Annotated in this window: 11 protein-coding genes; 5 read left to right on the top strand and 6 right to left on the bottom strand. The window is 38.0% G+C overall.

The window, feature by feature from the left end:
• Positions 1-112 precede the first annotated feature (112 nt).
• From BUR11_RS05520 to BUR11_RS05540, 5 genes are read left to right on the top strand one after another with little or no spacing between them, the layout of a single operon-like run.
• Entirely contained in the window at positions 113-3,490 is a 3,378-nt protein-coding gene (locus BUR11_RS05520) for a methylmalonyl-CoA mutase family protein (protein WP_074223791.1), read from the top strand.
• A 56-nt stretch (positions 3,491-3,546) separates the two neighbouring features.
• The gene (locus BUR11_RS05525; protein WP_074223792.1) at positions 3,547-3,963 is read left to right on the top strand and encodes an OsmC family protein; all 417 of its coding nucleotides are present in this window, start codon (positions 3,547-3,549) and stop codon (positions 3,961-3,963) included.
• A complete protein-coding gene (locus BUR11_RS05530; RefSeq protein WP_074223793.1) occupies positions 3,960-4,199 on the top strand; it encodes a hypothetical protein in 240 nt (79 codons plus the stop codon). Before BUR11_RS05525 ends, BUR11_RS05530 begins: the two co-directional genes overlap by 4 nt.
• 23 nt (positions 4,200-4,222) lie before the next feature.
• Entirely contained in the window at positions 4,223-5,227 is a 1,005-nt protein-coding gene (locus tag BUR11_RS05535) for a PDC sensor domain-containing protein (protein ID WP_074223794.1), read from the top strand.
• On the top strand, positions 5,228-8,080 hold the full coding sequence (locus BUR11_RS05540) for a PAS domain-containing hybrid sensor histidine kinase/response regulator (RefSeq protein ID WP_074223795.1): 2,853 nt from the start codon (positions 5,228-5,230) through the stop codon (positions 8,078-8,080).
• A gap of 33 nt (positions 8,081-8,113) precedes the next feature.
• Here BUR11_RS05540 and BUR11_RS05545 read toward each other — a convergent pair whose 3' ends face one another.
• The 6 genes from BUR11_RS05545 to fmt form a co-directional block, all read right to left on the bottom strand.
• On the bottom strand, positions 8,114-9,415 hold the full coding sequence (locus BUR11_RS05545; RefSeq protein ID WP_074223796.1) for a dihydrolipoamide acetyltransferase family protein: 1,302 nt from the start codon (positions 9,413-9,415) through the stop codon (positions 8,114-8,116).
• A gap of 94 nt (positions 9,416-9,509) precedes the next feature.
• Positions 9,510-10,760, bottom strand: coding sequence for a competence/damage-inducible protein A (locus BUR11_RS05550; RefSeq protein ID WP_074223797.1), 1,251 nt, complete (start codon positions 10,758-10,760; stop codon positions 9,510-9,512).
• Positions 10,761-10,779: 19 nt separating this feature from the next.
• Positions 10,780-11,565, bottom strand: coding sequence for an SDR family oxidoreductase (locus BUR11_RS05555; protein ID WP_074223798.1), 786 nt, complete (start codon positions 11,563-11,565; stop codon positions 10,780-10,782).
• Complete coding sequence (locus BUR11_RS05560; protein ID WP_074223799.1) at positions 11,562-12,068, bottom strand: dihydrofolate reductase; 507 nt, start codon at positions 12,066-12,068, stop codon at positions 11,562-11,564. Before BUR11_RS05560 ends, BUR11_RS05555 begins: the two co-directional genes overlap by 4 nt.
• A gap of 69 nt (positions 12,069-12,137) precedes the next feature.
• The gene (locus tag BUR11_RS05565; protein ID WP_074223800.1) at positions 12,138-13,073 is read right to left on the bottom strand and encodes a DUF4412 domain-containing protein; all 936 of its coding nucleotides are present in this window, start codon (positions 13,071-13,073) and stop codon (positions 12,138-12,140) included.
• An 82-nt stretch (positions 13,074-13,155) separates the two neighbouring features.
• On the bottom strand, positions 13,156-14,088 hold the full coding sequence (fmt, locus tag BUR11_RS05570) for a methionyl-tRNA formyltransferase (RefSeq protein WP_074223801.1): 933 nt from the start codon (positions 14,086-14,088) through the stop codon (positions 13,156-13,158).
• Between the last annotated feature and the right edge of the window lie 64 nt (positions 14,089-14,152).

Raw genomic sequence — 14,152 nt, forward strand, 5'->3', positions numbered from 1 at the left:
AATTGAAGGTCATCTTGAGGCTTTTACGTATATTCGCAGGCATAAAAAGAAAAGCTATTTGATTGGAGCAATCGCTTTTTTCTATAGTAAAATAAGAATTAAACCCGATTATATGACTGGATCCACTCAGATTTATAAACCCAAAAATCATATTCGAATAGTTACTGCAGCATCTTTGTTTGATGGTCATGACGCTGCGATCAATATTATGAGGAGAATCATTCAATCTACTGGATGTGAAGTGATTCATTTAGGGCATAATAGGTCGGTTCAGGAGATTGTGGATTGTGCCATTCAGGAAGATGTGCAAGCAATTGCTATTACCTCTTATCAAGGTGGGCATGTGGAATTTTTTAAATACATGTATGATTTACTTCATGAAAAAGGAGCCGGTCATATTAAGATTTTTGGAGGAGGTGGAGGTACGATCCTTCCAGAGGAGATCCAAGAATTGCATGCTTATGGAATTACAAGAATTTATGCGCCGGACGATGGACGGGCTATGGGGCTCCAAGGGATGATTAATGATTTAGTTGAAAAGTCCGATTTTCCAATTGGGGATACCTTTCAAGAGGGTTTTGAATTAAACAAAACCAATAAAGCTTTCATAGGAAGGGCTATTTCTGCTTTTGAAAATTTCCCTGAAAAGTCACAGTCTTTATTAAAACAGGTAAGAACTGAAAGCCAAAATTCCAAAACTCCTGTTTTGGGAATTACCGGAACAGGTGGAGCGGGGAAGTCTTCTTTAGTAGATGAGTTGGTCAGGAGGTTTTTGATCGATTTTGAAGACAAAACACTGGCTATAATTTCAGTTGATCCTTCCAAAAGAAAAACTGGCGGAGCCTTGCTGGGTGATCGGATTCGTATGAATGCCATTCATCACCCAAGAGTATATATGCGCTCCTTGGCCACCAGACAATCTAATCTGGCGTTATCAAAATATGTTCAGGATGCAGTCGATACGGTAAAGGCAGCAGGATTTGATTTAGTGATTCTGGAAACTTCAGGAATTGGACAATCAGATACTGAAATTATTGAGCATTCTGATTTGTCTCTGTACGTGATGACTCCGGAATATGGAGCTGCTTCCCAATTGGAGAAAATCGACATGCTGGATTTTGCAGATGTAATTGCACTCAACAAATTTGACAAGAGAGGGGCCTTGGATGCTATCCGTGATGTCAAGAAACAATTCAAAAGAAATCATAACCTCTGGGACATCCAGGATGAAGAGATTCCTGTTTTTGGAACCATTGCATCCCAATTTAATGACCCGGGAATGAATCAATTGTACAAAGCGTTGATTTCCAAGGTTAATGAGGATCATTCAGGCTGGGAAAGCAATTTTGAATTATCTGCAGGTACCTCCGAAAAAATCTATATTATTCCACCAGCAAGGACCCGCTACTTATCAGAGATATCAGAAACAAATAGAAACTATGATTCCTGGGTAGAGGAGCAAAAGGAGATTGCCCAACAACTTTTTAGCATCAAAAAATCCATGGAGGCAATTCAATCCCTTCAGGTAGCGGATCAGGATCGTTTGTTGAAGGAACTTGAAGAAGTATATGCGCAGGTTGAATTAAACTTAGATCCAAAAAACAAAAAGTGGATTGAAGAGTGGCCTCAGGAAGCAGCAAGGTATGGGGAGGACTTTTACGTATTTAAAGTCAGAGATAAAGAAATTAAGGTGAAGACTTTTTATACTTCACTTTCAGAATCAAAGATTCCTAAAATTTCACTTCCAAAATATGAGGCCTGGGGAGATTTGTTGAAGTGGGGATTACGTGAAAATGTGCCTGGTAAATTCCCGTACACTGCTGGAGTTTTTCCTTTCAAACGAGAAGGAGAAGACCCGACTAGAATGTTTGCTGGAGAGGGAAGCCCCGAAAGAACCAATAAAAGGTTTCATTATGTGTCAAAGGATATGCCTGCCAAGAGGCTTTCAACAGCTTTTGATTCGGTAACCTTGTATGGAGAAGATCCCGATTATCGACCAGATATTTATGGGAAAATTGGTAATTCTGGAGTAAATGTGTGTTGTCTGGATGATGCAAAGAAACTCTACTCGGGTTTTAATTTGGTAGACCCCATGACCTCGGTTTCCATGACCATTAATGGTCCTGCAGCAACCATGACTGCTTTTTTCATGAATGCTGCGATCGATCAACAGTGTGAGGTTTATATCAAAGAAAATGGACTTGAGAAAGAAGTCAATCAAAAGATTGAGAAACTCTACCAAAAGAAAGGCTTAGAGAGACCCTCCTATAAAGGAAAAATTCCAGAAGGTAACGATGGACTTGGTTTGATGCTCTTGGGTGTAACTGGTGATCAGGTACTTCCACAAGAGGTGTATACTAAAATCAAAGCTGATACAGTAGCCAGAGTTCGAGGTACTGTTCAGGCAGATATCCTGAAAGAAGATCAAGCGCAAAATACCTGTATATTCTCCACAGAGTTCTCCCTGAGGTTGATGGGTGATGTACAGCAGTATTTTATTGAAAATAGTATCCGAAATTTCTATTCAGTTTCTATATCAGGTTACCATATCGCAGAAGCAGGGGCCAATCCGATCACCCAATTAGCATTGACACTTTCTAATGGATTTACCTATGTGGAATATTATGTGAGTAGGGGGATGGATATTAATAAATTTGCTCCCAATTTATCTTTCTTCTTTTCCAATGGGATTGATCCTGAATATGCGGTCATAGGAAGAGTGGCTCGAAGAGTGTGGGCGAAGGCGATGAAATTGAAATATGGAGCCAATGAGCGTTCTCAAATGCTCAAATATCATATACAAACTTCAGGTAGGTCTCTGCATGCCCAAGAAATTGACTTTAATGATATCCGGACAACGCTCCAAGCCCTATACGCCATCTATGATAACTGTAATTCATTGCATACCAATGCCTATGATGAAGCCATTACCACTCCTACTGAGGCCTCTGTAAGAAGAGCTATGGCGATTCAGTTGATTATCAATAAGGAACTAGGTTTGGCTAAAAATGAAAACCCTTTGCAAGGAGCCTTTATCATTGAAGAATTAACAGATTTGGTAGAAGAGGCGATTTACCTTGAATTTGACAGAATTACCGAGCGTGGAGGGGTATTGGGAGCCATGGAAACGATGTATCAGCGAGGTAAGATCCAGGAGGAAAGTCTTCATTACGAAATGTTGAAGCATACAGGGGAATATCCAATTATTGGAGTGAATACCTTCTTATCAGCAGAAGGTTCACCAACAGTTACTCCCGGGGAGGTGATTCGAGCTACAAAAGAGGAAAAAGAATCACAGATTACCACCTTGAAAAATTTGAATCAATCTCATCCGAAACTTGTTGAAGAGCATCTTCAATCGTTAAAAAGAGTGGCTGTGAAAAATGAGAATATTTTTGCAGAACTGATGGAAGCGGTCAAATACTGTTCATTAGGTCAAATAACCCATGCTTTGTATGAAGTAGGAGGACAATATAGAAGAAACATGTAAACCAATTCTTCCAGGAAAAGATAAAAGGAAAGCAAGAAAAGTTTAATAATAAAAACATGTCAAAAAGAAATGTAACTGTTCGCATGAAAGCGGACTATGAGTACGAAGCGGTCAATCCCCAAGGAAATGTAGTACAGATTGATATGTACGATGCACCTGAAAAACAAGCTCAGTCTCCTATGGATCTAATTCTTTCTGCATTAGGGGGATGTGCTTCAGTAGATGCGGTACTCATGATGAAGAAAAAAAGAAAAACCATCGAATCATTTACAGTAGATGTAGAAGGGTTAAGGAATGATGGGGTTCCTGCTTATTATACGGATATCCATTTGTCTTTTACGTTGGTTTCTCCTGATGCCAATGAATTGGAATTTGGGAAAGTGGTTGCGCTTTCTGTGGATAAATACTGCTCGGTTGCATCTTCACTCAACCCTAAAATTACCTACTCTTATATTGTTAAAAGGCCATCATGAGGGTTGTAAATGAATTTGTCCAGGAGGAAATACGCATCAGTGTTTTCTCCTGGAACAATAAATATATCATCAAGTATGAACTGGGACCTTTGGAGCAAACCTTCAAGGTAAGTGAAATGGATATCTTGGAGGAAAGTGAGTTAGAAGCCTTCTGGAAAGGCGATTTTTTTGAAAAAGTTAGAGTTAGATTTGAAGAAATGGGTAAAACCTTTCGTGCACAGTTGGAAAATTTATAATTTCCCTAACAAGTGTTTTACCTATGAAAATTGGATTAAGATTCTTTTTGATCATCTGCCTGTCATTTTTTTCCTGTGAAGGGCCAAAGAGTTCGGATAAATTTTCCGTGGACGAAAGGCTAGCCAACTTGGTGAAAAACATGGAGAAAGAATTTCTCACCTTGAATGAAGAGATCATTCGTCTTGGAGATTTTTATCAGTATGTTTTGGCTAATAGGGATTCTCTTTTGAAAACTGCAGATAGATCCAGGTATACTTTTGAAGGCTCTTTTTCTAATAATTTACCTGTTCAGGGGGAAGAACTTAGTAAGTTGATTCTATCTACCAAATCTCCTGATCCGGAGAAGTCCATGGAAGAGGTGTTGTTTACGAATATTCTAGATTCTGCTTTTAAAGCTGTTTATGAAAAGCACCCAATTATTGCGCAGGTATATTCTAATTCCCCTATGCAGGTTTCAAGGGTTTACCCTCCGTATGATGCGCAAAATTTAATGGATCCAGATATTGATTTAGTTACATTTAATTTCTATTACGAGGGAGACTTGGAGCACAATCCCCAAAAAGAACCTATTTGGCTCCCTGAAGTATATGTAGATCCGGCAGGAAAGGGCTGGATTATGTCACTAGTTTACCCGGTTTATGATGGAGATGATTTATTTGCTGTCTTGGGTATTGATATTACTGTGGAGGAGATATTACATCGTTTTTTAGAACAGGAAGATGGAAACTTATTAATAGTCAATGGAATAGGGGATATTGTTTCAGGCAAATCAACAGCTATTGAAGCATTAAGTTTTCCGCCATTAAAAAATCATGTGTATACAGAAACGATTAAGTCTGACAATTTCCGTATTTCTGATTTTAATCTATTTAATAGTAAGAGTAGACAAGTGAGGGAAATGGGGCAAGAATTTTTATTGAAAAAGGAAAATACATTTTTGTTTGAAAATGAAAATGACCTAAAAGAGGCAATAGCAATTCCATTTAATTTCACAGATTGGTATTTGATAGAAATAAACCCCTACTAAATGTGGACTAGGAAGATAAATAACCTTAGTTTTTTACTTACAACTGCTCTAGGTATTTTTCTAGTCCTATTAGTCATTGCGTTAGGCGTTAGTTTTTATTTTGCTATTTCGGACGCTCAATTAGCATCTAGGAAAGTATTCCTAACCAAGCAAACGGAGTTAGCTGCGAGAGAACTCGAATTAGAAATCTTTCGATTTGAAGAAGATGCAAGTAGCCTTTTTTCTTTTCTGGAAGATGAAGATTTGGATGAGGAAGATTTTCAATTAGATCTTCCAATGGCAATTAGAAAATTAATGAATAATTATCCAGGGTTAGTGGATACGGTTTGGGTAAACTTTCCTGAGTCCACTTCATTTTTTACTATGACGGATAGGAATGATTTTATTTCTCAGCCTTTTGATGGATTCATAAGAAGTAAGTTTCAAGAAAATTCTAGTCTATATAGGAGTAATCCAGAGGGCTTAGAAATGCTTTTCCTCTTAAACTTGGAGGATTTTAGCAGCCGCTTTGTCACAAATTATTATTTAAATGCAGAAGGAGGAAAATTTTTATTGATTGGTGATCAATTGATTGATATAGGTCCCAGTGCTCTTAACACTCCTATTGAGTTTCAAGCTAAAGATCTTCTGACCATAAAAAATGATATCGCTATTGGTTTAAAGGGGATCTATGAGGTGACCTGGGATCAGGAAGGCAAACCTTTCAATGGAGTGTTAGTCCAATATCCATTTGATTTTGGGGGCATCCTTGAAAATGCCTCCATGTTATTTTTTATTGAAACAGAAGAGCTTACGGAAGGTGTCTATAATACCTATTTATGGCTGTTTTTTGTTTTGATACTATTGTTATTAGGGACTATCGTATTTTTTATTCTTTCCTTAAACAATAACTTAAAATCTCAGCATCAACTTGAAAAAAGCTCTAAAGAAATTTCGGAACTTTTTGATCAGCAAAACCTACTTTTAAAAGAACTGAAAGGCTTTGTCTATTTCCATAATCATAGGGGGGAAATGACGAGGGTCAGTGATGAGGTAGAGAAAATTCTTGGAAGTCCAAAAGAAGATTTCATCAAGGCATTTTTGCCGAATAGTTCCATCCGGGAGGTAAATGAACTTCAAGAAATAGTAAGCCATGCTTTGGATTCCAAGAAGTCGGTATTGGATTTTGAATATGATTACATCAGACCAGATCAGAAAAAGATTCGTCTAAAAATATTTGAAAAGTTGATTTTTGATGAGAAAGGTAGGTTTAATGGAGGCTTAGGTATTTGTACTGATATAACTTCCCAATTTGAAGCAAGTCAGGAATTAGTTCAAAGTGAAAATCGCCTTAGAACCGTATTGGAAAATATTCCTGACATCATTTTTATTTATGACAATAAAGGGAAGGTCATCGACTTTCACGTCAAGGAAAAAATACCAGGCTGGGACGGTACAGCATTAGGGAAATATTTAGCTGATTTGATTCCAGAGGATCAAAAGGAGGAAACACTCCAGGCTTTTGATACTGCGAGAAATACTGGCACCATTCAATCTGTCAATAGGAAATTGGAGCTTCCTAGTGGTTCCAAATATTTTGAATTGAGGTATTTCCCTTTAGATGAAAATAGAATGATGTCTGTGGCAAAAGATATCACGAGCCAAAAAATTTGGGAGAAAGGCCTGATTGAAGCAATGAGTGCAGCAGATGAAGCTAGCCGAGCCAAATCAGAATTTTTGGCTAACATGAGTCACGAGATCAGGACTCCTATGAATGGATTGTTGGGAATCATTGATTTGTTGGAGTTGACCCAACTCACCAAGGATCAAAAAGAATACCTAGAAATTATCAAGAATTCGGGGAATTCCCTCTTAGGAATTATCAAGGACATCCTGGATTATTCCAAAATTGAGGCTGGAAAAATTGATATCAATCCTTTTCCGGCCAAACCTGCTGAAGAACTAGAGAAACAGATCCAAATTTTTTACGGACTGGCTAGTAAGAAAAAAATAAAGCTGCATAAACATATCAGTTCAGATGCATATAATCAATTTGATTCAGATTATATTCGGATTAATCAAGTGATTATCAATCTTGTAGGAAATGCCGTTAAGTTTACCCCTGTGGGAGGAATAGTTTCTGTTTCAATGGATGTTGAGCATATTGAGGGAGACCTATATTATTTGAAAACTGAAGTGAAGGACAGTGGAATAGGTATTCCGGAAGAATTGATTCCTTCTTTGACCGATCCGTTTTTTCAGGTGGAAAGCTCTAGTACCAGGAGTTTTCAAGGAACAGGATTGGGATTGGCAATCGCTAAGAAAATCATTGAATTGATGGGAGGAGAACTCACCATTACCAGTAAAGTAGGTGAGGGTTCCATTTTCTCATTCTCCGTTTTACTTACTAAAGTGAATGCTGAATTCACAGAGGAAATAAAATCATCAACTGATGAAAGGGAAAACTGGTTCGGAATGGGGGAAGAGTATCCATTAAGAATCTTATTGGCGGAGGATAATGACTTAAATCTTCAATTGATGAAATTGATGCTGGATCAGTTGGGCTACCCATTTGAAATTGCAAGAAATGGTTTGGATGCCTTAGATATGGTCATGAATCATGAGTTTGATCTAGTTCTGATGGATGTTCAAATGCCTGTAATGAATGGTCTAGAAGCTACAAAGAGGATCAGAGAGACTCCCGATATGGAAAATCTTTTTATTATAGGGTTATCAGCCAATGTCTTTGATGAAGATCAAAAGAAAGCTTTAGAAAGTGGAATGGATGATTATTTGACCAAACCGATTCGTCTAATGGCTTTGGCAAAAAAATTGGAACTATTCTATCATAAAAAGGCTAATCTTAAGGCATAAAAAAACCAGGTTCATTACCTGGTTTTCTAAGTTTTATAATGATGTGTTAAGATCAAAGTCTGCTAAATAATCAGCTACTCGTTTGACAAACATTCCTCCTAAAGAACCATCAACTACACGATGATCATAGGAGTGGGATAAAAACATTTTGTGTCGTATTGCAATTACATCACCAGTTGGGGTTTCTACTACTGCAGGTTTTTTGACAATGGCTCCCACTGCCATGATTGCTACTTGAGGTTGCATAATGATAGGAGTCCCCATCACATTTCCAAAAGAGCCCACATTCGATACCGTATAGGTTCCTCCACTTAAGTCATCCGCATTCAATTTGTTGTTACGCGCTCTATTCGCCAAGTCATTTACCTGTTTGGAGATTCCGACCAAGTTTAATTGGTCTGCCTTTTTAATTACCGGAACAATTAAATTACCACTTGGTAATGCTACTGCCATCCCTATATTGATGTCTTTCTTCTTGATTATTTTATCCCCATCAATGGAAATATTAATCATGGGAAAATCCCTAATCGCTTTGGATATAGCCTCAATAAAGAATGGTGTGTAAGTAATAGACTCTCCAAATTTGGCTTTGTAAGCCATTTTATTTTTTTCGCGCCAAAGGACTATGTTGGTCATATCCGCTTCTACAAATGAAGTTACATGGGCAGAAATTCTTTTGGAATCGACCATTCTTTGAGCGATCATCTTCCTCATCCGGTCCATTTCGATGATTTCATCGGAGGCAGAAATACTTACTTGGGCTTTTGGTTGGGAAATAGAAGGGACTTCATGAGTTGAAGCTTTTCCATTATCACTTCTATTCTCAAGGTAGTTGAGCATGTCATTTTTAGTGACACGACCATCTTTTCCTGTGCCAGGGACTGTAGCTAATTCCTCTTTGGAAATCCCTTCCTCTTTTGCAATGCTTTGAACAAGAGGGGAGTAGAATCGATCATCCGAATTTTCCTGCTGAGAATTAGTGGCAGCTGCAGTAGAAATTAAAGACCCGGTGTTCTCAGGTGCTACAGCAAGTAATTCTTCTTTGGAGGCAACTTCTTCTGGTTTTTTTTCTTTAGCAACGTTTTCCACTTCTCCTTCAGTCTCAATTACAGCGATTGGAGCCCCTACTGCTACAACATCTCCCTCTTTAACCAAGATTTTTTTCAATACTCCTGCATGCGTAGAAGGGACCTCGGTATCTACTTTATCAGTGGCTACCTCTAGAACAGATTCATCTTGTTCTATTTTTTCGCCTTCTTTTTTAAGCCAACTCAGGATGGTTCCCTCTATGATACTTTCGCCCATTTTGGGCATTAGCATTTCTACACTTGCCATAATCTTCAAAATAATTAAATTGGGTATATATTCGACTTTTAAAATTAAATTTTATTGGCGATCAACCCAAGTCTTTTGATTAAAATTTTATTTGCTATTTCTTAGAAAAACAAATTCTCAATAGATTCAATACAGCTACTGCGGTCAATTGGATATTAAGTAACCTATCTTGTGTAAGTTGTAATTTTTTGGTTTCTACAAATCCATTTCCTGCACAAGCAATCCATATGGTTCCTACAGGCTTTGCCTCAGTTCCTCCATCTGGCCCGGCAATTCCACTACTAGCTAGACCAAAGTCAGATTGGAATAGTTTCTTAATTCCTTTGGACATCTCAATGACTGTTTCCTCACTTACAGCACCAAATTCTTCAAGAGTGGCAATACTTACTCCTAATATCTCATGCTTGAACTGATTGTGATAAGGGACCAGCGCACCTTGAAAATATGCGCTACTTCCTGATATACTTGTCACTAAATGTGATATATATCCACCAGTACAGCTCTCAGCCAAAGCTAGGGTTTTATTGCTTTTCTTCAAAAGCTTACCAATAGCTGATTCTAAGGTTTCATCATTGTAACCATAGATATAGTCTTTGATTTGTGGATAAACCAGGTCAATTTGATGTTGGATTTCATTCTTTAGTAGTACTTGATCATCACCGAATCCAGTTAATCTTAGTTTGACATGACCTAAAGAAGGCAAATAGGCTAATTTGATATGGGATGGCAACGCATTTTCCCAATCCCTGATCAAGTCCGCTAACCAGCTTTCACCTATTCCCACGGTTTTAATCACCTGATGGACAATTACTGGTAATTCGTAGAGATCTGCGAGCTTAGGAATGACGAAATCTGTCATCAGCTTTTTCATCTCATGTGGAACCCCAGGCATTGACATCCAGTAGGTATTGTTTTCTTCAAACCACATTCCCGGTGCTGTACCCACTTCATTAGGCACATAGGTACAGCAAGAAGGAAGATGTCCCTGTAAAATATTTAAAGGGGTAATTTCTCTGCCTCTTCGTTGGAAGAAGCTAGTAACTGCTGCTACAGCTTCAGGAAACGCTACAATGGGGCAATTGAAATATTCAGCCATCAAAGGCTTCGTAAGATCATCCTGAGTAGGGCCAAGTCCTCCTGTGATCAGTACAATATCTGCCCGCTGTTCGGCCTTAGAAAATGCTTCAATAATATCATCTCTATTATCACCTACAGTAGTTCGCCTAACTACTCTCACACCGATTAAATCTAACTCCTGACTAATCCAGTGGCTATTTGTATCTACTATTTGACCATATAGCAATTCATCTCCAATTGCTATAATTTCTGCTTTTACAGTCTTCATTCGAGGTTGTATGCTGGGTTTATCTGACTTTGGCTTTTAGAAGTATTTTTGAAAATATTCCTGGAACAAATCTTTTGAGGTAAATGGCCAGGACCTCTTTGCCTCCAATATATAGCTCTTCTTTTCTTTTTTTAATTCCCTTAAATATTTTTGAGGCACATGCTTCAGCGCTCATTCCATTGGCTTGGGCATCATCCATTTGGTTCAACGGTTTTCCATCTGCAGTAATCGCGTTGACAGAGACATTTGTTTGGATGAATCCTGGACAAATGATGGTAACCGTGATATGATCATCGTGGTGTTCTGCCCGTAAAGAATCAAAATACCCATGTAGGGCATGTTTAGAAGCAGCATAAGATGATCTATACGGAGACCCAATAATTCCTACAAGGGAGCTTGTGATCGCAAAATGTCCTGATTTTTGACTTATGAAATAAGGTAAGATCGCTTTGGTTAATGCGATGGTCCCAAAAAAGTTTACTTCCATGATTTGACGATCAACTTCAAGCTTGGTTTGCATGGCAAGGGATCTTTGACTGATCCCTCCATTATGGAATACAATATCTATAGAACCGAAAAGTTGAATCGCTTTTTCAACTTTTGATACCATGCTATCAGGATCTGCAAGGTCCAAAGGTAAAATGGCACAGTCTTCGGGGTATTCACATTCACTCCTTACTTTTTTTAAATCCTCTTCTTTTCTAGAAGAAAGAATGACGGAATATCCTTCTTTTGAAAATTTTTTGGCAGTGGCAGCTCCTATTCCTGCAGATGCTCCTGTAATCCAAATGACAGGTTTTGTCATATCAGCGGTTTTATTCTTTCGTAATCAATAAATGAAAAGGGATATTCATTCTTTTCATCTGCAGGGTGGTCTTCCTTACTGACTATTTTCCATATTTCAGGGTCGATTCTTGGAAAATAAGTGTCTCCTTCAGGACTTGCATCTACCTCCGTAATAACCAATTCATCAGCTAATGAAATGGTTTGTTTATAGATTTCTCCACCACCTATGATATATAATTTACTCACCCCGATTTTGTTACAATAGGTAAAGGCATCTTCCACACTTTTAAACACATGATGCCCTTCTGGAACTGTATAATGAGGATTTCTGGTAATCACCAAATGGGTTCTATTTGGAAGTGGTTTTCCTAAAGATTCAAAGGTTTTTCTACCCATCAGAATATAATTATCTGAGGTGAGCGCTTTAAATCGCTTGAAATCTGTAGGTATCCTCCAGACTAAGTCATTTTCTTTGCCGATTACTCCATTTTTAGCAACAGCAGCTATTAATAGTATCCTCATAGATCAATTCATCAATTCCTTGAAGATACTAGGCTTTGGCATGAGAAAAAACAAAAAATAAGGCCAAACTTAATTTTGGGAAGCTTGGGTCATCACATTTGGATAATCACTCATGAGGAATGATTTTGATTCTGAGTCATTTATCTCGATTACTTTTAATTCCACTTTCGTGCCGTCATCTTCAGAAATAAATGTCATTTCCATAAAATTCCCCTGTGGAAAATCATTGAAGTATTCAGCATATTTACTCTGGTCTTTTCCTGAGGCAAATGGACTGTTGGTACCCCAAAAGGAAGTATAGCCTCCAATTGGTTCTTCAGTAACCCAATAAGTACCTTCTCCATCTCTACTTTTTACATGGTATTCATCGCACTGGTATCCAAGGATTTCTTTGGTGTTGCCGGTCTTTTCTATCACCAACTCCGAATCTTCCATGGGGTCCTCCATGTCCTCCATGGATTCATTTACCACTTCATTGATATCAATTTTATAAGCAAAACTGTTTTTTGATCCATCATTATCCATGAGCAAAATGGAAGCTTGATTAGGAATATCATAGACCATGGTCATCACTGACTTTTCATTTTTGGGGTCAGTTATTTCCATTCCAGTGTAGTCAGATGTCTTGGCCAAATAGGACTTCAGTAGGGTAGGGTCCTGTTCTTTTCCTTTCTTATCGGTGGCTTTCATCTCCATCACCACATGTCCAAAGAAATCATATCGTTCTGCGGTTGAGACTTCTTCCCCCAATCCTTTCATGATTTCATTCATGTCGATGGAAACTGGACTACTGGATTCGCCGTCCTCGCCAAAAATGCCTTCAAATTGCTTCTCTAGCTGTTTTTGGACCATTTTGTTGGCCTCCTCTTCGACTTTTTTCTCAATCGCTTTTTCTGCCCCTCTGCTGGCGGCTTTTTTAATTTTATTGATGAATTGTCCTTGACTTGTAGTGGATACCAAGAAAAGTAGAATGCAGAAGAAAATAGATTTTATAAAATATTTCATAGTATAGCATTTAAAAATTTTACTTTATAGTAATTTAATTCAATTTCCTAAAAATTAAAGGGATATAAAAAGAAACAAGCTTTTAATTTTGGGGTAGCTTATACCCTCTTAAAAAATCTTCTATTTTCATTCTTTTTTTTCCTTCTAATTGCAATTCTAAAACCTCCAGTACACCATTCCCAGTTTGAAATTTCAAATAGGTTTTCCCATCTGAAAGAAGGGTTCCAGGTGATTGATTTTGGGAATTGCTTTCTTCCACATGTGTTTTGTAAATTTTGCAATTTTTACCATCTAATTCTGTCCAAGCCGCAGGGTAGGGAGATAATCCTCTTACCAAGTTATGAATCTGAATCGCAGGTTGTTCCCAATTGATCTTTCCGGTTTCCTTGAAAATTTTAGGAGCATGATGGATGGCAAGGGATTCATCTTGAGGTAAAGGAGTCACCTCATCTTTTGAAATTGCTTCTACTGTTTTGAGGACTAATTCAGCTCCTTTATTCATTAACTTTTCATAAACAGAACCTAGGTCATCCTCTTCAAGGATAGGGACTTTTTCCTGGAAAATGATGCTTCCAGTATCAATCTCATGCTTTAAGAAAAAAGTAGTAACCCCTGTTTCTTTTTCTCCATGGATGATCGCCCAGTTAATAGGTGCTGCACCTCTATAATTAGGCAATAGGGAGGCATGTAAATTAAATGTGCCTACAGGAGGCATATCCCAGACAGATTCGGGAAGCATTCTAAAAGCAACCACAATTTGAAGGTCTGCTTGATAGCTTTTTAATTCCTCTTGAAAAGCAGGGTCTTTTAAGTTGGTAGGTTGAAGCACTGGGATGTCATATTTCAAGGCAGACTCCTTTACTGGGGAAGGAATAAGCTTTTGACCCCTTCCTTTTGGTTTGTCAGGAGCAGTGATCACAGCCACTACATTCCAGCCATTATCTATTAATTTTTCCAATGCCGGAACTGCAAATTCCGGGGTGCCCATGTATATAATTCTTAGGTTCTTTTTCATTTCTAGAGTGGGACTCAATTTATTCTTTGTTTTCCAAATCGTATTAAGCACGATTTACAAAAGG

The sequence above is a fragment of the Algoriphagus halophilus genome, from assembly GCF_900129785.1.
Classification (GTDB): domain Bacteria; phylum Bacteroidota; class Bacteroidia; order Cytophagales; family Cyclobacteriaceae; genus Algoriphagus; species Algoriphagus halophilus.